Origin of the sequence: Arthrobacter gyeryongensis (genome assembly GCF_039543785.1) — a bacterium.
In the GTDB taxonomy this organism is placed as follows: domain Bacteria; phylum Actinomycetota; class Actinomycetes; order Actinomycetales; family Micrococcaceae; genus Arthrobacter; species Arthrobacter gyeryongensis.
In genome coordinates, this window is the sequence record NZ_BAABKK010000015.1 from 143,363 (window position 1) to 162,310 (window position 18,948).

An 18,948-nucleotide genomic window follows, 5' to 3' on the forward strand; every position below is an offset into this window, starting at 1 on the left:
GTGGGCATGAGGTTTTGCAGCTAATGGGTCACGGCCATTCACACGGACACACAGAGCATTTCGAGCCAAGCCCGCAGGCACTCGCGGCACGCAAGCGGGCCAACTGGTTACTCGTTGCCGTACTGGCCCCGATTGCCGTGCTCACGATCGTAGCCATGCTCGTCATGTGGCCGTCCGGGAGCAAGGAAGGCATCACCTTCGCGAGCCCCTACACGGCCGCTCCCGGGGTGACGTTCGATACCGGCAAGATCCAAGCCGTCACCCAGGAAAGCTGCACGCAAGGGACGCAGGCGCCGAGTACGAACGGCACGAACCAGAGTAGTGGCGCACAGCCGCAAGGGTCCCAATGCACCTTCGCGTCCACGCAACCGGATAACGGCGGCAGTCCAGTCAAAGTGGTCATCAACCCGGATGTCGCCAAGTCCCACGGCGTCAAAGTGGGGGACAGCATCCGCTACTTGAACCTCTCCAGGGTGCAAGGCGCAGCGGCAGGCAACGGCTCGCCGTCGTACGTTTTCCTGGACTTCGTGCGGACCGTTCCCATGGCGCTTCTGGCTCTCCTGTATGCCGTGGTGGTCATTGCGGTGGCGCGCTGGCGCGGCTTCAGGGCGCTCCTTGGACTGGCCGGAGCCTACGTGGTGATGGTCAGCTTCATGCTTCCGGGATTGGTGGAAGGCAAACCGCCACTGCTCGTGGCTTTGGTCGGCTCCACGGCCATCATGATGGGGGTGCTCTATTTCGCCCACGGATTCTCGGCCAAGACTTCCACCGCGTTGCTGGGCACGATCTTCGGCCTCGGTATTACGGCGCTGCTGGCGGCCTGGGCCACGGATGCCGCCAACCTGACCGGGATCGCCACGAGCGAGGGCGCCACGCTCGTGAACATGTCGGACAAGATCTCCCTGTCCGGCATCATCCTGTGCGGGTTGATTATCTCCGGGCTCGGAGTCCTCAACGACGTGACCATTACCCAGTCCGCGGCCGTGTGGGAACTCTACGAGCTCGCGCCGGAAACCGGCGCACGCAAGCTGTTCAGCTCAGCCATGAGGATCGGCCGGGACCACATCGCCTCCACGGTCTACACCATCGCTTTCGCGTACGCCGGTGCCGCGCTGCCCATCCTGATCATTGTCATGCTGTACAACCGCCCGCTGGTCGATGCCCTCACCAGTGCCGAGTTGTCCGAGGAAGTCATCCGCACCCTGGTGGGGTCCATCGGCCTGGTGTTGGCCATCCCGGTGACCACCCTGATCGCCGTGCTGGTGGTCAAAGCGACCGGTCCGAGGCGGCTCGCGGCTGCTGGCACGGGGGATCTGGAAGCATCCGACGACGACGGGAAGGTCCGCGAGCTTGAAACTGCCGGGTCAGCCGAGGCCTTCGAATCGTTCGACACCGGCGAGCTTGCCGCCGTCGTCATGACCAGGCGGGCACGCAGGGAAGCCGAGCGCCGCTAGCCGTCGATGACATTTGTCATCCCTCATTGGTGACACACGCCCGGGCACCGGACACGGATCCGGGTTTTGATGGGTAGTGGAGTAAACAAAAGCCAAGGAGAGTCATGACAACAGCGAGTGTGCCGGCCGTCCACGCCGCCGGACTGCACAAAAGCTTCGGGAAGGTCCATGCCGTCCGCGGCCTCGACCTCACCGTGCAGCCGGGGGAAGTGGTGGCGTTCCTCGGTCCCAACGGGGCGGGCAAGACCACCACCATCGACATGATCCTCGGATTGAGCGCCCCGGACCAGGGAAGCGTTTCCATCTTCGGCCACACTCCGCGGGGAGCCATCGCCCGCGGCCAGGTGGCAGCGGTGATGCAGACCGGCGGCTTGCTGCGGGACATCACCGTGCGCGAGACCGTGCAGCTCAACGCTGCCATGTTCGACTCCTCCCGGCCCGTGGACGAAGTCCTGGCGCGGGCGGGCATCCTGGAGATCGCCGACCGCAAGGTGGAAAAGTGCTCAGGCGGCCAGCAGCAACGGCTGCGCTTCGCCATGGCCCTCGTCTCCGATCCCGGATTGCTGATCCTGGACGAGCCCACTACCGGCATGGATGTCGCGGGACGACGCGACTTCTGGAACGCCATCAGGGCCGACGCCCAGCGGGGACGGACCGTCATCTTCGCCACCCATTACCTCGAAGAAGCCGACGCCTACGCGGACAGGATTGTCCTGGTCCGGCAAGGCAGCATCGTTGCGGACGGCACCGCCGCCCAGATCAAGAACCTTGCCTCGGGCCGCACCGTCAAGGCTTCACTTCCGGCAACAGAGCGCGGTCTGCTGGCCGGGTTGCCGCCCGTCGAAAGCATGGATTACGACGGCGGCCGCCTCACCGTCCGCACGGGCGACTCGGACGCCGTCGTGCGCTTCCTGCTCAACAACACGGGTGCCCACGACGTCGAGGTGGCGGCCAACAACCTCGAGGAGGCGTTCGTCGCCCTCACCGGAGACGATGCCGTACCGGAATCCACGAGCATCACACTTGAAGGAGACCTCGTATGAGCACGGCAACAGTCGTCCAGGAACGGAAGCCGTCCACCGGCGGGGTCAACCGCACCTTCCTCTGGATCGAGATCAAGCGGATGCTCCGGAACCGCCGGACCATCATTTTCACGGTATTTATGCCGGCCATCTTCTTCTTCATTTTCGGCTTGTCCAACAAGGACAAGCTCCTGCCCAACGGACACAGCTACGGCCAGTACATCCTCATCAGCCTCACGGTCTATGCCGCGATGACCGCCGCTACGGGCGCCGGTAGCCAAGTGGCGGTGGAGCGTGCCCAAGGCTGGAGCCGCCAGCTTCGCCTCACACCCCTCCTGCCAGGAGCGTACATCGCGGTGAAAGCCATGGCTGCGCTGACGCTGTCCCTCATTGCCGTCGTGGCCCAGTTCGTCATCGGTGCCCTCGCCGGCGTCACCATGGATGCCCAGACCTGGCTGACAGCGGGGCTTGTCGCTTGGCTCGGCTCCCTGGTCTTCGCGGCCCTTGGCTTGTTCGTCGGATACCTCATGCCGAGCCAGAACGTCATGCAGATCCTCGGCCCGGCCCTGGCCATCCTTGCCATGCTCGGTGGACTGTTCATGCCGATCGAGATCATGGGCGAGACCTTCGGTAACATCGCCAAGTTCACGCCCGCATACGGGATCGGGCAATTGGCCCGGAGCCCCATCACCGGCGAGTTCGACTGGGCGTGGGTTCTCAACGTGCTGATCTGGCTCGTGATCTTCGTGGCCGGGGCTGCCATGGCGTTCCGCCGCGACACGAAACGTGTCTGAACAGGCCGCTAAGGTTGGCACCATGACCAGCAATGCAGGCGGAACCTCCTTCAGGGATGTGATCACCGGAAGCGTGTTCCGCAGCACCGTGTTCCGCGGTCCTGGGCCACGGGGCTGGTTCATCGGCGCGGGACTTTCCATCCTGCTCTGGGCCTGGCCGACGTGGAACATCGTGTGGTCCGTGGACGAGCCGCTGGCCTGGAAAATGGCGGCGTCGGCGTCCTTGATCGTGTTCTTCGCGGCCTACGTCTTCCTGCCCCAAATCAGTTGGCGCCTAGGCACCCGCGCCGGCATCGTGTCTGTCTGCATCCTGCTGGCGCTGAACGGGCTGATGATCCTCATCATCGGACGGGAAGCCTTGTGGACCTGGACGTTCCTCGCGTGCGCCATCGCCATGACGTCACTTCCGCCGCGCACGGATTTCTTCCTCATCGTCACTTTGGCCCTTGTCTCCTTCACCTCCCAGCTGGTGACGGGCAACGGGGAGCAGGCCTTGCTCCAGGCCGGGATCATCTTGTCCCTTGGCCTCATGATGTCCGCCTTCGCGCGGCTGATCCGGCAGACAGCACGGCTCCGGGAAGCGCAGACTGAACTGGCCGACGCAGCCGTCGCAGCAGAGCGCAGCCGTGTGGCCCGGGACATGCACGACATCCTGGGGCACTCCCTGACGGTGATCGCCGTGAAGGCTGAGTTGGCCGGCAGGATGCTGGATACCGTCCCCGGCGACTACCCTGCCCGGGACCGGGCAGCCGCCGAAATTTCCGCGGTGCAGGACTTGGCCCGCGGCGCGCTCGCCGACGTCCGGGCGACGGTGGCGGGTTACCGCGGGGTCAACGTCCTGGCGGAGCTCGCAGTCGCCCGGACTGCCTTGGAATCGGCCGGGATCGACGCCGAACTGCCGGGAACCGTGGAGCAGGTTCCGGCGCGGCACAGGGAGCTCTTCGGCTGGGTGCTGCGCGAAGGCGTCACCAACGTGGTGCGGCACTCCGGTGCCGCGCGCTGCCGCGTCCGGTTGACGGCGTCGAGCGTCCTGGTGGAGGACGACGGCGTCGGCCCGGCCTCCGGGGGCCGCCCCGGGAACGGACTGGCAGGGATCCGCGAACGCGTGGGTGCCGCCGGGGGAACCGTCAGCATTGGCCCGAGTGACCTGGGAGGGTTCAGATTGGCGGTTGAGGTATGAACATCCGATTGGTGATAGCAGACGACCAGGCGCTCGTGCGCGGAGCACTCGCGGCTTTGCTGGGACTGGAACCGGACATCGAGGTGGTCGCGGAACTGGGCGACGGGACCGGGGTGGCGGCCGCCGTCGTCGAGTACTCCGCCGACGTGGCCATGCTCGACGTCGAGATGCCTGGCCTGGACGGCATCAGCGCGGCTGCGGCCGTACGGCGGGCCGCGCCGTCGTGCCGGGTCCTCATGGTGACCACCTTCGGACGGCCCGGCTACCTCAAGCGGGCGATGCAGGCCGGTGCTTCCGGATTCGTCGTCAAGGACACACCGGCGCGGCAATTGGCCGAAGCGGTGCGGCGCGTCCATCAGGGGCTCAGGGTGGTGGACCCCGTGCTCGCCGCCGAATCCTTGACCGCGGGAGACAGCCCGCTGACCGAACGGGAGGGGGAGGTGCTCAAGGCAGCCTCCGACGGCGGCACGGTGGCCGATATCGCGAAGTCGGCGATGCTTTCGGAAGGGACCGTGCGGAACTACCTCTCCGCCGCGATGGCCAAGACCGGCGGCCGGACCCGCGCCGAGGCTGTGCGGATCGCCGAAGACAACGGCTGGCTGCTCTAGGTCCAGTCGATTTGCCCCGCTTTGAGACAATGGACGGGTGACTGTAGTAGCAACGCCCCCTTCGCCCAAGCTCGAACTGCCCCCGCTGCAGCTCGGCCGGATCACCGTGGACACCCCCGTGATCCTTGCCCCGATGGCCGGGATCACGAACTCGGCCTTCCGCCGGCTGTGCCGTGAATACGGCGGCGGCCTGTACGTCGCGGAGATGGTGACCTCCCGTGCCCTGGTGGAGCGCACCCCGGAATCGTTGCGCATCATCTCCCACGACGACGACGAAAAGGTCCGGTCCGTGCAGTTGTACGGCGTTGACCCCGTCACTGTTGGCCAGGCAGTGCGCATGCTCGTCGAGGAAGACCGGGCGGACCACATCGACCTCAACTTCGGCTGTCCCGTGCCGAAAGTCACCCGGCGCGGCGGCGGATCCGCCCTCCCTTGGAAGATCGACCTCTTCACCTCGATCGTCCAGACCGCCGTCAAGGAAGCCTCCAAGGGCGATATCCCGCTGACCATCAAGATGCGCAAGGGCATTGACGAGGACCACCTCACGTACCTCGACGCCGGCCGCATCGCCCGCGATTCCGGCGTAGCTGCCGTCGCGCTCCACGGCCGCACGGCCGCGCAGTTCTACTCCGGCCAGGCCGACTGGTCCGCGATCGCACGGCTGCGCGAGGCCCTCCCCGACATTCCCGTCCTGGGCAACGGCGATATCTGGTCCGCAGAAGACGCAGTCCGCATGGTTCGTGAAACCGGGATTGACGGCGTCGTGGTGGGCCGTGGCTGCCAAGGCCGCCCGTGGCTTTTCGGTGACCTCCAGGCAGCGTTTGAGGGAAGCGACGAGCGCCACCGTCCGGGCCTGCGCGAGGTAGCCGACGGCGTCTACCGGCACGCCGAGCTCATGATCGAAACCTTCGGCAACGACGAATACAAGGCGCTGCGAGAGATCCGCAAGCACATGGCCTGGTACTTCAAGGGCTACGTCGTGGGTGGCGAACTGCGCGCCAAACTGGCCACCGTGCCAACACTCGAGGTCCTGCGCGAGCTCCTGGACCAACTCGACATGGACCTGCCGTACCCGGGCATCGACTCGGAGGGCCCGCGTGGACGGGCGGGTTCCCCGAAGAAGCCGGCCTTGCCCAAGGATTGGCTGCTCAGCCGGCAGATGGACGCGGATCAGACGCGCGATATCGCCGCAGCCGAACTCGACGTCTCAGGCGGCTAAAGCGCGGCCGGGGCCGCCGCGTGCACGCGCACGGCCAGAGTCATGGAAAACTGGCTGCATAGGCACCGGCTGAAGAGACGCCGGTGCACGGCAAGCGGAGGAGGCAGATACCCATGGGAACTGAAGCGATGTCTGCAGCACGCCCGGCCGAAAACGCAACGGGCATTCCAGGCTATGTGGAAGCCGACTCGGCACGCTGGGTCCAGGAACCCCGGAAGAATACCTACCGTTCGGACTTCGAGAGGGACCGGGCACGAGTGTTGCATTCCTCAGCCCTCCGGCGGCTCGGGGCCAAAACCCAAGTGGTGGCCCCGGACACCGACGACTTCGTCCGTACCCGCCTGACGCACAGCCTTGAAGTGGCCCAGGTGGGCCGCGAGTTGGGCCGGGCGCTTGGTTGCGATCCGGATGTTGTGGACACGGCCTGCCTGAGCCACGACCTTGGCCATCCGCCTTTCGGCCACAACGGGGAATCCGCGCTCAACGAGATAGCCCACGGAATCGGCGGCTTCGAAGGTAACGCCCAGACCTTGCGCCTGCTGACCCGCCTTGAACCCAAGGTCCTTGCTGCCGACGGACGGCCTGCGGGCCTGAACCTGACCCGGGCCAGCCTCGACGCCGCGTCCAAATACCCGTGGTCCGCCGTCGATGCCCCCGTCATCCACGGACAGCGGAGCAGCAAGTTCGGTGCCTATGAAGACGATCTGCCCGTGTTTGCTTGGCTTCGTGATGGCGCCCCGGGCCACCGCTCCTGCATAGAGGCCCAGGTGATGGACCTGGCCGACGATATCTCCTACTCGGTCCACGATGTCGAGGACGCCATCGTTGCCGGCCATTTCCAGTTGAAGTGGCTGGACAATCCAGACCACCGGGCCCGAGTGGTGGGGTATACCAAGCAGTGGTACCTGCCCCATAACGATCCGGCTGAAATCGACGCCGCCCTGGCCCGCCTCGAAGCCACGAGCGTGTGGGTCCGCGAGGCCGACGGCAGCCGCAAGTCGATGGCCGCGCTGAAGGACATGACCAGCCAGTTGATCGGCCGGTTCTGCCAGAGTGCCTTGGAGACCACGAGGGCGCACTTCGGCCCGGACCACCTCACGCGCTACGGCGCCGAACTCATGGTCGCGGAGGAAACCGTCACGGAGATCGCCGCCATGAAGGGCCTTGCCACGACGTTCGTGATCTCCACCGACCATCGGCAGCCCGTCTATGAGCGGCAGCGCGAAGTCCTGCACGCCCTGGTGGGCGTACTCAACGCGAGCGGAGACCGGCATCTGGAACCCATGTTCGCCGCGGACTGGCGGGATGCCCCCGACGACGGCGCCCGGCTTCGCGTCGTCATCGACCAGGTGGCGTCCCTGACGGACGCTTCGGCGCTGGCGATGTACGAACGCCTGGTGGGTAGCCTGCCGTCGCTCTGGTAGGCCGCGCGCGAGTTGCCGGCTCGCTCAGGGGCGCCCCCGTGGAGCGACTAGGATGGTGACGTGGCTGGCCTGATCAAACGTGAAGATATCGACGAAGTACGCCAGCGCACCGATATCAAGGAAGTAGTGGACGGCTACGTCACCCTCAAGGGCGCGGGCCTGGGCACTTTCAAGGGCCTCTGCCCCTTCCACGACGAGCGCTCGCCGTCGTTCACTGTCCGTCCGCAGGTCGGCCGCTACCATTGCTTCGGCTGCGGCGAAGACGGCGATGCGATCTCCTTCGTCCAGAAAATGGACCACAGCTCCTTCCACGAAGCCGTGGAAAAGCTTGCAGCCCGGATCGGCTACGAGCTGCGTTATGAAGACGGCGGCACCGGTCCCAACCGCGAAGAGGTCGGCAAGCGCCAACGTCTGCTGGATGCCCACAAGATCGCCGACGAATTCTTCCGCGCCCAGCTGCTCACGGCAGGTGCCGCCGAGGGCCGGAACTTCCTCCATGGCCGCGGTTTCGACCGGACCGCGGCCGAGCAGTTCGGCGTAGGCTACGCGCCCCAGGGTTGGGATTCACTCCTGAAACACCTGCGTGGACGCGGATTCACGGACGGTGAGCTGAAGCTGACGGGAATGTTCTCCGAAGGCAACAGGGGTATCTATGATCGCTTCCGGGGCCGGCTCATTTGGCCCATCCGGGACATCGCCGGCGACACCATCGGCTTCGGTGCCCGCAAGCTGTACGAAGACGACCAGGGCCCGAAATACCTGAACACTCCGGAGACCGTGCTCTACAAGAAGTCCCAGGTCCTCTACGGAATCGACCTCGCCAAAAGGAACATCGCCAAGGACCGGCAGCTGGTGGTGGTGGAGGGGTACACAGACGTCATGGCCTGTCACCTTGCCGGAGTCGGTACCGCCGTGGCCACGTGCGGTACGGCCTTCGGCACGGACCACATCAAGATCGCCCGCCGCTTGCTGTCCGACGACGGCACCGGGGGAGAGGTCATCTTCACCTTCGACGGCGACGCCGCCGGCCAGAAGGCGGCATTGCGCGCCTTCGAGGAGGACCAGCGTTTCGTCGCGCAGACTTACGTGGCCGTGGAACCGAGCGGAGCAGACCCCTGCGACTTGCGCCAACTCAAGGGGGATGCGGCTGTCCGGGACTTGATCGCCACCCGCCGGCCGCTCTTCGAATTCGCGATCCGGGCGTCCCTCAAACGACACAACCTGGACACCGTGGAAGGCCGCGTCTCAGCCCTGCGGGAATCGGCCCCAGTGGTTGCGCAGATCCGTGATTCGGGCATCCGCCCAGCATATGTCCGCGAGCTGGCAGGCTGGCTCGGCATGCCCATTGAGGAAGTCAGCCGGGCGGTGGGTTTGGCTGCCAAACGCGCTGCTTCCGGCGCGCCGGGTACTGCGAGCACCGCAGGAGCCACGGGGGCCGGGCAGGGCACAACGCCGGGCCAGGCCGGCCAGCCGGCGGCAGCACCGCCGTCGGACGCTCCCATCGCCTTTATGCGCCCGGATCCGAGGGATCCCATTGCCGCCATGGAGCGGCAGGCCCTCGAAGTGGTCATCCAGAACCCCGCCGTCCTGGGTGGCGAAGCTGCGCTCATCGGTGGCGCATGGGAACGGTTTGAAGCCTGCCACTTCGTCACTCCTGCCTACTCAGCCGTGCACACTGCCGTCCGGGCCGCCGGGCTGGCCCACGCGGGTGACCCTGTGGCCTGGGTGGAAGGGATTCGGCGGGAAGTCCCGGAACCACTCCAAGGCCTGGTCTCCGAGCTTGCAGTCGTTCCGCTGCCGGCCAGCACTCCCGAAGCGCTGCAGCGTTATTGCCGCGACATCCTGGCCCGACTCTTCGAACTGCAGATCACCAGGGTCAAGGCGGACAAGATGGGCCAATTGCAGCGCCTGGATGCCTCGGCCCAGCCGGAAGAGTTCCAACGCCTCAACCGGGAACTCATGCAGCTGGAAATGCAGCGCCGCGCCCTCCGCATGGATAGCTGAAGCCTTTCCTGCCCGATTTCGTTTCCCGGCAGCCCTTTGTTAGGCTTGTACACGCTTCATTCCTCCGTAGCTCAATTGGCAGAGCATTCGACTGTTAATCGAAGGGTTACTGGTTCAAGTCCAGTCGGAGGAGCTTTGAGTCGGAATCCCCGTCAGCTGCGTGCTGGCGGGGATTTTTCGTACCCAGCCCGTTCGTGGGGGCCAGGCTTTTCTCAGTGGCTCCGCTCCGTGTAGTACCGGACTTCGAACATCTTGGCCCCATTCTCGGAGACCCACGGACCGTGTTCCATGCCCGGAGGACGGGTGGCCCAGTCGCCGGCCTTGAAGGTCCGGCCGAGCCGTTTGTCCACAATCGAGCCTTCGAAGATGAAGACCTCTTCCCAGAATTCGTGCGTCAGAACGCCGTTGGGGGAGGTGTCAGTGCCCGGCTCGAACTTCAGGATGCGCGTGACGCAGTCGTTGTCTGAATCCCGCGCCAGGATCGCCTCGGACAGGCCCTCGATATGCGGGTTGCAGGGTGTGAAGTCCACCGATTCCGTAGGGGTGAACTCAAATTCGGGCTTTGCCATGGCTCTTCCTCTTCCTTGACGTTGATGCCGTAGGTGCTTCAAGACTTGAAGGCCCATTGCAACGCTGCTCAAAAATCCCCGTCCCCGGTAGAGGGCGGGGATTTTTGGCGTCTGATTCGTATACCTGATCGTGGGGGCGACTATCGGGTGGTGAGGGTGATGTCGTCGAGGTACATCCAGGTGTCGTCGGCGGGGCTGGAGCCGTCGAGGTGGACGTTGAACCAGAGGGTGATGGTCTGGCCTTTGTAGGCGGTGAGGTCGGCGGTGAGCTGGGTCCAGGTGCCGTTGTTGTTGCAGAGTTTGAACAGGCTTCCCAGGGTGGTGTTGGTGGTGGTGCGGACTTGTGCTTCCATCCAGTCGTACGGGCAGGCGTTGCCGGTGCAGGGGTCTTCCTGGCTGTGGGGCTGGTACCAGAAGGACAGGGTGGTGGTTCCGGTGGCGGGGATGGTGATGGTCTGGGACAGGCTGCTGTCGCCAAGGGGCTCGGTTCCGGAGGCCAGGCCCAGGAGTGCGGAGCCGGTGCCCGTGTGGGCGGTGGCGGAGGCCACGGGTGCCCTGACGCCGCCGGTGGTCCAGGCGGTGAGCCCGGATTCGAAGCCGCCGTTGGTGATGGCCGAGGTGGTGGTTCCCGTGGGGGTGGCCGGCGCGGATGCCGCCGAGGCCGGGGAGGTGCCGATGGCGTTGGTGGCGGTGACGGTGAAGGTGTAGGCGGTGCCGTTGCTGAGTCCGGTGACGTTGGTGCTGGTGGCGGGCGGGTTCCCGGTGACGGTGACCGGGGCCAGGGTGGTGGCGCCGGCGTGCGGGGTGATGGCGTAGGAGGTGATCGGGGAGCCGCCGTTGTTCGGGGCGGTCCAGGACACGGTCGCGGAGGCGTTGCCCGCCGTCGCGGTGACCCCTGTCGGGGCGGAGGGTGCCGTGGGGGTGGCCTGGCTGTTGGTGAGGGTCACGTCGTCGAGGTACATCCAGGTGTCATCCGCGGGGCTGGAGCCGTCGAGGTGGACGTTGAACCAGAGCACGATGCTCTGGCCGTTGTAGGCGGAGAGGTTTGCGCTGAGCTGGGTCCAGGCGCCGGAGTTGCTGCTGAGCTTGAACAGGCTCGACAGGACTGTGCCGCTGGTGCTGCGGACCTGTGCTTCCATCCAGTCGTAACGGCACGTGGTGCCGCTGCACGTGTCGTCGGCGGTGTGCGGCTGGTACCAGAAGGACAGCGTGGACGTCCCGGCGGCGGGGACGGTGATGGTCTGGGACAGGTTGCTGTCCCCGAGCGGCTCGGCCCCGGAGGCAAGGCCGAGGAGCGCGGAGCCGGTGCCCGTGTGGGCGGTGGTCGAGGCCACGGGTGCCTTGACGCCGCCGGTGGTCCAGGAGGTGAGCCCGGATTCGAACCCGCCGTTGGTGACGCCCGGAACCGGGGCCGTCGGCGTGACGGGAGCCGAGGCCGGAGAAGCCGTGGAGGTCCCGACGGCGTTCGTGGCAGTGACCGTGAACGTGTAGGCGGTGCCGTTCGTCAGTCCGGTGACGGTCGCCGTCGTCGAGGGCGGATTTCCGGTAACAGTCACCGGGGCCAGGGCCGTGCCGCCGAACGAAGGCGTCACCGTATAGGAGGTGATCGGGGACCCGCCGTTGGCCGGCGCTGTCCAGGACACGGTGGCGGAGGCGTTGCCCGCCGTCGCGCTCACACCCGCCGGTGCGGCAGGCGCGGTCGGCGCGGCAGCTACAGTTACCGCGTGCGTGACATTCCCCGTGAGGCCCGAGCTATCGGTGACCGTCAGCTTCACTTGGTACGTTCCTGCTGCGGCGTAAGTGTGCGATGGCTTCACGCCCGTGCCTGCCGCGGAGGCGTCGCCGAAGTCCCAGCTGTAAGAGGCCACGGTCCCGTTCGGATCGGTCGAAGTCGAACCGTCAAACGTGGCTGTCAGACCCGCCGTCGAGGATGTGAAGGCGGCTACCGGGGGCTGGTTGGGCACATTGCCCAATGCCTGGGCGACCGTTTGAACTGACGTGGTCCCGTTGGCCGTTCTCGCAGCCAGCCATGTGACAAAAGTCTTGAAGAGATTGGGGTCGATAGTCAAAGTGGGATCTGTTCCTACCGCGATGTGGTGGAAGGTCAGCTGGACCCAGCCCCCTCCCGGTTCCGCGTTCGTAACCAGGTCCTCGAGGTTCTGCAGCGTCCACGTGCTGTCGACTTCGTCCGGTGCCGCTGTGTTGTATGGATTGGCTGGGGGGAGCGTTTCCGCGAAGGGGCAGCTCGAGCAACTCGCAGGCGAACGGATATCACCCAAATTGCGCGCACTCGCGAAACCGCAATTCTTCACGATTTGCTCGACGGAAGAGTTTTCAGCGGCGAACGGATAGGCGAAATCGGTGGCGTTGAATCCCCAGCTGGCGAGCGTGGTCCGCCCGCCGCAAACCTCGTTGGTTGCAGCCGAAGTGGACAACGTGGTGAGGTCCGGGTGGGTGATGGTGTGGCCGCCGATCTCGTTGCCATCCGCGGCGATGCTGTTCAGGTTGGCACGGGTCAGCCATGACGGATTATCGATCCAGCTGGTCGTAATGAAGAAGGTGCCGTGCAATCCGAGCGACTTCAGTAACTGTTCGGCGGGGAGCTGATCGGCATTGCCGTCGTCGAAGGTCAGGCTGATGATTGTTTTTGGAAGTGCCGCACGCGCGGCAGGCGCCAAGTAGACAGCGGAGTAGCCCAGTAAAAACAGCACGGACGCGGCCGTGGCCCACCGGAACCAAGTGGGCCGCCGGAACAGTATGGTCAGGAGCCGCATCGGCTTCCCCTTTTTCTGAACAGACCGGGTCAGAATCCCCAGGTCCGGAGCCTATTGGCTATCTATCGCACGGGTTAAGAGTGGGTGGTACCCGTTTTAGGCCCGGTCTCCCGCTCGTCCACTCAGGCTCCGATGCGCGTATCCGGCCCCAAGGCCGCCGACTCAAACGAAAGGGGAGTACCTTCCCTCAGACACGAGCTCGATTGTCCCGTCGAGCACGCTCACCACCGGCCCATGACCCGGCAGGATGGTCTCAGCGCCCAATTGCCTAAGCACCTCAACGCTGGCCAAGGTCTCCGCCGGGCGGTGATGGAAGACAGCGGGCAACAACTGCGGACCGCGGACCGGACTGACGGCGTGGCCCGTGATGAGCGCGTCCCCGGTGACCACGGCCTTGGCTGAAGGGACGAAGAAGGACACGTGGCCGCTGGTGTGCCCGCCGGTGGCGACGACCCGGGGAGATCCCGGGAGCCCGTCGAGAATGTCCTGGGTCATCGCGGCGACGCCCGGGACCGCGACGTCGGACAAGCCCCCCGAGCGGATGGCGTGTGCCGCCCACGCGCCGACCCTCGGGCGGAGGATCCGCGATCCAAGATCTTTGACCGTGACTTGTTCCAGGACCTCCCGGCGGATGTTCGGCAACTCCGCATGGGACGCAAATACCGGAATGCCCATCGCGGATATTCTGGCGGCATTGCCTATGTGATCCGAGTGACCATGCGTCAGGAGAACTCCGGCAGCATTTTCCATAGCCAGTCCAAGGAAATTCATGCTCGATTGGAGCAATGGCCAGTTCCCGGGATAGCCCGTATCAATGAGAGTGAATTCCTTGCCCTGCTTGAGGATCGTCCAGTTGACGGCAGGCCCTTGGACGAAGAAGACGTCCTCGGCAACTTCCGTCACATTGTTCTCGGCTGACCAGTTCTTAGGCATGCTTCCTTCGGTTCCTTTCGGTCACGGATGCGCTTCTGAGGCCCCACGAATGCGCCTCAGGCGCGCCGGACCATCCTATCCTCGGTGACGGCGTCGGCTCCGCGGCATTGCTGATACCCCGGAGGGGTATTCTGCGGCCCTTCCCTCAGGGTCCGAGGCTCGATTTCACTTGAGGCAAAACCTTTGCTAAAGTCATAACCGCTTCATTCCTCCGTAGCTCAATTGGCAGAGCATTCGACTGTTAATCGAAGGGTTACTGGTTCAAGTCCAGTCGGAGGAGCGCAAAGGTCCCGCACCGGTTTTATTGGTGCGGGACCTGTTTTTTGCCTCGGTTTGTCTGATTTTGCGCAATTGCTCGAATGGGCAGATTCTCATCGCCAAGTGGTCAAACGAAATCCATTTCCACTTGAAGGAATCTCGCTGCCTCGGCCACGGCGGACTGGAAGGCGTCATCTTCGGTGGGCGGCGTCCTCGGCTCCCGCGGGTGCCATTCGTGCGCGGCGGAGTGGACGCGGGTGAATCCGCCGCCAGGTGGGGCGTAGAAGATTCCGAAGCGTTGGACGGGCCATTCGGGGGAGGTCTCCGGAGCCACGAGCAGGGCCGCGCCGTTTGTCGGATTGAACCACTGCGCGATCGGCCGGCGGCGGTCCTCGGTGAAGAGCCCGGCCGCGTAAAGGGCCGCGGATTGCGGACTTGTCACGGTGCATAGACGATCCCACCACAGCGGCAGGATGCCATCATCCTTGCGCTGCCATGGGGCTGGAATAGGCTGCAGTTCCTGCCAACGGGGCACATCTCAACTTTATCGCCGGGCCATGACCGGCAACAGGCCTCGAAGCAACGGAAGGCCTGCTTAGTCCCGTTTCCATGGCCCGGGATTGATCCGGTAGAGGATTGCGGAACCGACGACGGCGCCCAGCAGCGCTCCGAACACAGGGTTTCCGGCCCCACGGCCCAGCAGGAAGCCGACGACGGCGCCGAGCATCGCTCCGAGGAAAAGGCCCCTGCCGTTGCGGTGCGGTTTGCGCGTCATGGTTTGAGCCTACTTCTCCGTGGCGACGTCCGGGCTTCTCGAATCAGTGGACAGCTGTGGATGGGCGGATCAGTGGATGGAGGGGACGGACCGGGGCCGCACGACGAGCCAGAGGGCCGACACGGCGCCCGCGAGGCACACCGCCTGGACGGCCCCCATGGGAACGGCAGAACCGACGCCCAGCCAGCCAACCACGGGTGGGATGATGCCGGCCATCAGGAAGTTCGAGGCACCCAGCAGGGAGGCCGCGGTTCCGGCCTGCGCGCCATGGTTGGCCAGGGCAATGACCTGGACGCAGGGGAACATGAACCCGGTGGCAAGGATGTAGAACCACAACGGGACCATGACACCCCATAGGCCGAAGCCGAGCAGATCGAACACCACAATCAAAAGGGCCATGAGCAGCATCCAGGCCGTGGCGAACGCCATGATCCATTGGGGTGCCACCCGCCGGATAACCCTGGAGCTGATCTGGACGCCGGCGACGATGCCCAAGGAATTGACGCCGAACAGCAGGCCGTATTCCTGCGGGGAAAAGTTGTAAACCTGTTGGAACAGGAAAGTGGACGCGGATAGGTAGGCAAACAGTCCGCCGAAGTTGAACCCGCCTACGAGCAGCATCCCGACGAAGATCCGGTCGGCGAACACGGCCTTGTAGCGTTGGCCCGCCGTCGACGTCGTCTGCCGGCGGAGTTCGGCAGGATACGTTTCCCGGATAAGGAAAACCGCGGCAATGAACACGAGGATTCCGTAGCTCGCCAGGAAGTAGAAGATCCCGGGCCATGGCATCACCAACAGCAGTTGCGAACCGATGATAGGAGCCAAAATTGGCGCCAGGCCATTCACCAGCGACATGCGGGAGAACATCCGCACCATGGCGTAGCCCGCGAAGAGGTCCCGGACCATCGCCATGGCCACTACGCCACCGCCGGCTGCACCGACGCCCATGAGGACGCGAAAAAGGGCAAGTGTACTGATGTCGGTGGACAGGGCGGCGCCGAGGGAAGACCCGATGTGCAGGGCCGTTGCCAGGATCAAGGGCATTCTGCGCCCGAACTTGTCGCTGAACGGCCCCACCATCAATTGGCCAATGGCAAAGCCCACCGTTGTGCCGGTGAGTGTGAGTTGGATCGCAGCCGCTGACACGTCGAAATGATGCTCCAGCGCGGGAAACGCCGGCAAATAGAGATCCACTGTGAATGGACCCAAGGCGGTCAATGCGCCAAGTAGCAGGATATAGAGGAGTTTTTCGCGTCGACTAAGGGAATCGCCCGGTACAGGGGGAGTGTTCACGATTATCAATCCTATGTGCGACAGATCATATTTATCAGCGATGGCGGGGGCGCGCCGCAGGACCGCCCCGGAAGTTGAGGCTGAAGCTGAATGGTAGTTTTGTGGACAGGTGCGCGTGGGCGGCTGTATTCGTCTCCGTGCCGGAGCCGGGTAGGAGCAAGATGGAAGCAGTGAGGCGGAACCTATGAGTGGACGTCACAGCGGCCGGGCTGGCCAACGCCCGGGCATTTCGGCGTTGCCGAACACCCTGAAACTTGCAGCCCGGCTCGCGCCGCGGCAGCTCAACGACGAAATCAGCCTGGCCAAGCTTGAACTTAAGGGCAAAGGCAAACAGCTGGGTGTTGCCGGCGCTTTCGCTGGCGTTGCGCTGATCTTTCTCTCTTTGCTCGTCATCGCCTTGGTTGTGGCGGCAATCTTGGGCCTGGCCACGGTCATGCCACCGTGGCTGGCTGCGCTTGTGGTTGCGGCCGCGTTCCTTTTGATCATTCTTATCGGGTCACTCGTCGCATTCCGCGGGTTCAAAGGCGCCATGCCGCTTGTGCCTGAGAAGACCATCCGCGGCATCAAGCACGATCTCGGCATAGTCAAGGAGGGCACTTCCTTCGATGCCTCCATCCTCGACCCCTCGTCGGAAGCCTACAAGGCAGCGGAGGCAGCGAAAGCCGCCGCAGCTGAGAAAGCCAAGGCTGAAAAAGCCGCCAAGGCAGAAGCACATAAAGCAGAGCAACCCCCCGCCCCAAGCGAAGCTGAACTGCTCCGCCGTCTGGAGCAGCGCCGCGAGCACCTCGCCGACGTTCGCGATCAGCTCGGCGTCGAGCTCGACGTCAAGACCCAGGGAAAGATCCTCCGCGACGTTGCCGGGCAAAAGTTCGACGACGGACGCCGGTTCGCTGCCGACAAGCTCGCAGATTTCAGTGAGAAAGTTCCTGCCGGGCTGCCGGAGCGGCTCGCCGCGCGCTGGAAAGAGCTGTTTCTCTTCGCCGCTTCCGCCACGGTGGCCGCAGTAGGACTGCGGAAGCTGTTCAAGAAGTAATCGGGACGGCAAGCAGCAGCGTCGGCTGCGGACTACGGAAGGGGGGACAGGTGAAGTTCATCGGTGCAGGCGCACGCCCGGGCCAGCCACAGATCGACCACGATCTCATCTTCACTGTCCCCAATTTCCTGACCGTGTTGCGCTTCATGGGCGTCCCGCTGTTCGTGTGGCTGGTGCTGTGGCAACGAGAATACGGTTTCGCCGTACTCGTTCTGGCCATCATGGGCGGCACTGACTGGGTGGATGGCTACGTCGCGCGGCGTTTCAACCAAACCTCCAAACTGGGCCGCATCCTCGATCCCGTCGCGGACCGCCTGGCACTCATCGCCGTCGCTGTCACGCTCGCCATCGCCGGTGTGGTGGATTGGTGGTACCTGGCCGCCCTCGTGGTGCCCGACGTCGTGCTTGCCACTGCGTCATTGTTCTATTTCCACAGCCACCCCGACCTCCCGGTGAGCCGGATCGGCAAGATCAGGACCGCGTTCCTGCTCCTGGGCACGCCTCTCCTGGTCCTTTCGAAGCTCGCGATTCCCTACACCGGCGTGTACTTCGTGATCGCATGGATCTGCCTGGGCCTGGGTCTGCTGGGGCACTGGGTGGCGGCCTACAACTATTTCTGGGCAATCCTCCGCAAGGGCAAAGAGCTCAAAGCCAACGACGGCGGTCGCAGCTGATGGTCTGGTTCGCAGTCCTTCTTGCGGTGCTTGGCGCCTTTTGCCTTGCCATTGGTGCCCAGCGCCAAGGCAGCGCGGTTAAGGCCGATACCGGCGGCCTCGCCCTCAGTTCCACGGGTTTTTTGAGGCTTCTCAGAAATCCGCGGTGGATGCTCGGCCTGCTGTTGCTTGCCTTGGGCATGGGCATGAACGCTATCGCCTTGGTGTCGGCACCCTTGACGGTGGTGCAGCCCATCGGAGCCATCGCCTTGGTCATCACCACAGTGGTCAATGCCAAGGACCAGGGACTTACAATCAATCGCGGCACGGTGGTGGCGATCTCGGCTTGCGTGACCGGCTCGGCGATGTTCGTCCTGCTGGCTGTCAACGCCACCCAGGAGAACCACCACGTCAGCGGCGAGGACGAAATCACCATCGTGCTCCTGTTGACCCTCGCCGTCGGGCTCTTTGGAACGTTGGCGGTCATGTTCCGGCACCGCCTGAGTGCTTTCGTGTACATCCTGGGAGCCGGGGTGTTGTTCGGATTCGTCGCGGTGCTGACGCGCATCATCGGCCGGCACCTGCTGGATCCGAACGGGCATTTTTTGCTTAACGTTCAGTGGTACACGGTGGTGGCAATCGCCGCTGCCGGCGGGCTTGGTTCATGGTTCGTGCAGAGCGCCTACTCCGGTGGGCCACCGGATTTGGTGATCGCAGGGCTGACTGTGGTGGACCCCATCGTCGGAATTGCCATCGGGATCGCAATTTTGGGTGAGCTTCGTCCCGATGTCCACGCCGTGCTCGCAATCGGCATGGCCGTGGCCGCTTCCCTTGCTATCGTGGGGGTTATTGCCCTGAGCCGGCACCATCCCGAGGTCACCAAGCGAAAACGTGACGCGAAGGCGGCTGCAAGCCGGAAGGCCTAGGGCAAAGTTCGACAACCGTGCCCCGCACA

17 protein-coding genes and 2 tRNA genes are annotated in these 18,948 nt (G+C 64.6%); 13 read left to right on the top strand and 6 right to left on the bottom strand.

Annotated features, from left to right (window positions below):
* Positions 1-23: 23 nt before the first annotated feature.
* From ABEA18_RS12350 to ABEA18_RS12390, 9 genes are all read left to right on the top strand, one after another.
* Positions 24-1,454: a YibE/F family protein gene (locus ABEA18_RS12350; protein WP_345449702.1), complete on the top strand. Its 1,431-nt coding sequence runs from the start codon at positions 24-26 to the stop codon at positions 1,452-1,454.
* 104 nt (positions 1,455-1,558) lie between these two features.
* On the top strand, positions 1,559-2,497 hold the full coding sequence (locus tag ABEA18_RS12355; protein ID WP_345449703.1) for an ABC transporter ATP-binding protein: 939 nt from the start codon (positions 1,559-1,561) through the stop codon (positions 2,495-2,497).
* Positions 2,494-3,270 carry an ABC transporter permease gene (locus tag ABEA18_RS12360; protein ID WP_345449704.1) on the top strand — a complete coding sequence of 259 codons (777 nt, stop codon included), beginning with the start codon at positions 2,494-2,496 and terminating at the stop codon, positions 3,268-3,270. The genes ABEA18_RS12355 and ABEA18_RS12360 overlap by 4 nt, the downstream gene beginning before the upstream one ends.
* A 22-nt stretch (positions 3,271-3,292) precedes the next feature.
* On the top strand, positions 3,293-4,450 hold the full coding sequence (locus ABEA18_RS12365) for a sensor histidine kinase (protein WP_345449705.1): 1,158 nt from the start codon (positions 3,293-3,295) through the stop codon (positions 4,448-4,450).
* Positions 4,447-5,058, top strand: coding sequence for a response regulator transcription factor (locus ABEA18_RS12370; RefSeq protein ID WP_345449706.1), 612 nt, complete (start codon positions 4,447-4,449; stop codon positions 5,056-5,058). The genes ABEA18_RS12365 and ABEA18_RS12370 overlap by 4 nt, the downstream gene beginning before the upstream one ends.
* A gap of 37 nt (positions 5,059-5,095) precedes the next feature.
* Positions 5,096-6,277: a tRNA dihydrouridine synthase DusB gene (gene dusB, locus ABEA18_RS12375; RefSeq protein ID WP_345449707.1), complete on the top strand. Its 1,182-nt coding sequence runs from the start codon at positions 5,096-5,098 to the stop codon at positions 6,275-6,277.
* Positions 6,278-6,390: 113 nt separating this feature from the next.
* Positions 6,391-7,701 (top strand): deoxyguanosinetriphosphate triphosphohydrolase, encoded by a 1,311-nt coding sequence (locus ABEA18_RS12380; RefSeq protein ID WP_425550519.1) that lies wholly within the window; start codon positions 6,391-6,393, stop codon positions 7,699-7,701.
* Between the two features lie 60 nt (positions 7,702-7,761).
* Positions 7,762-9,705, top strand: a complete 1,944-nt coding sequence (gene dnaG, locus ABEA18_RS12385; RefSeq protein ID WP_345449708.1) for a DNA primase — start codon at positions 7,762-7,764, stop codon at positions 9,703-9,705.
* Between the two features lie 60 nt (positions 9,706-9,765).
* Positions 9,766-9,838, top strand: a tRNA-Asn gene (locus ABEA18_RS12390).
* Between the two features lie 79 nt (positions 9,839-9,917).
* Here ABEA18_RS12390 and ABEA18_RS12395 read toward each other — a convergent pair.
* The 3 genes from ABEA18_RS12395 to ABEA18_RS12405 form a co-directional block, all read right to left on the bottom strand.
* Positions 9,918-10,274: a cupin domain-containing protein gene (locus ABEA18_RS12395; RefSeq protein ID WP_345449710.1), complete on the bottom strand. Its 357-nt coding sequence runs from the start codon at positions 10,272-10,274 to the stop codon at positions 9,918-9,920.
* Between the two features lie 140 nt (positions 10,275-10,414).
* Positions 10,415-13,048 carry a fibronectin type III domain-containing protein gene (locus ABEA18_RS12400; RefSeq protein WP_345449712.1) on the bottom strand — a complete coding sequence of 878 codons (2,634 nt, stop codon included), beginning with the start codon at positions 13,046-13,048 and terminating at the stop codon, positions 10,415-10,417.
* A 162-nt stretch (positions 13,049-13,210) separates the two neighbouring features.
* On the bottom strand, positions 13,211-13,981 hold the full coding sequence (locus ABEA18_RS12405; RefSeq protein WP_345449714.1) for an MBL fold metallo-hydrolase: 771 nt from the start codon (positions 13,979-13,981) through the stop codon (positions 13,211-13,213).
* Between the two features lie 207 nt (positions 13,982-14,188).
* Between ABEA18_RS12405 and ABEA18_RS12410 the strand changes: the two genes are divergently transcribed.
* Positions 14,189-14,261, top strand: a tRNA-Asn gene (locus ABEA18_RS12410).
* Between the two features lie 105 nt (positions 14,262-14,366).
* On the opposite strand, the gene ABEA18_RS12415 is transcribed toward ABEA18_RS12410, so the two are convergent.
* The 3 genes from ABEA18_RS12415 to ABEA18_RS12425 all read right to left on the bottom strand — a co-directional run bounded on the left by ABEA18_RS12415 (position 14,367) and on the right by ABEA18_RS12425 (position 16,313).
* On the bottom strand, positions 14,367-14,774 hold the full coding sequence (locus tag ABEA18_RS12415; protein ID WP_059387862.1) for a hypothetical protein: 408 nt from the start codon (positions 14,772-14,774) through the stop codon (positions 14,367-14,369).
* A gap of 60 nt (positions 14,775-14,834) precedes the next feature.
* Positions 14,835-15,014 carry a glycine zipper domain-containing protein gene (locus ABEA18_RS12420; protein WP_236816563.1) on the bottom strand — a complete coding sequence of 60 codons (180 nt, stop codon included), beginning with the start codon at positions 15,012-15,014 and terminating at the stop codon, positions 14,835-14,837.
* A 69-nt stretch (positions 15,015-15,083) separates the two neighbouring features.
* Positions 15,084-16,313 (bottom strand): multidrug effflux MFS transporter, encoded by a 1,230-nt coding sequence (locus ABEA18_RS12425; protein WP_345449863.1) that lies wholly within the window; start codon positions 16,311-16,313, stop codon positions 15,084-15,086.
* 178 nt (positions 16,314-16,491) lie between these two features.
* Between ABEA18_RS12425 and ABEA18_RS12430 the strand changes: the two genes are divergently transcribed.
* The 3 genes from ABEA18_RS12430 to ABEA18_RS12440 are packed head-to-tail and all read left to right on the top strand — an operon-like array spanning position 16,492 to position 18,919.
* The gene (locus ABEA18_RS12430; protein ID WP_345449716.1) at positions 16,492-17,340 is read left to right on the top strand and encodes a phage holin family protein; all 849 of its coding nucleotides are present in this window, start codon (positions 16,492-16,494) and stop codon (positions 17,338-17,340) included.
* A gap of 50 nt (positions 17,341-17,390) precedes the next feature.
* Entirely contained in the window at positions 17,391-18,014 is a 624-nt protein-coding gene (locus ABEA18_RS12435) for a CDP-alcohol phosphatidyltransferase family protein (protein ID WP_345449717.1), read from the top strand.
* Complete coding sequence (locus ABEA18_RS12440) at positions 18,014-18,919, top strand: DMT family transporter (RefSeq protein WP_345449718.1); 906 nt, start codon at positions 18,014-18,016, stop codon at positions 18,917-18,919. The genes ABEA18_RS12435 and ABEA18_RS12440 overlap by 1 nt, the downstream gene beginning before the upstream one ends.
* The last annotated feature ends 29 nt before the right edge of the window (positions 18,920-18,948 follow it).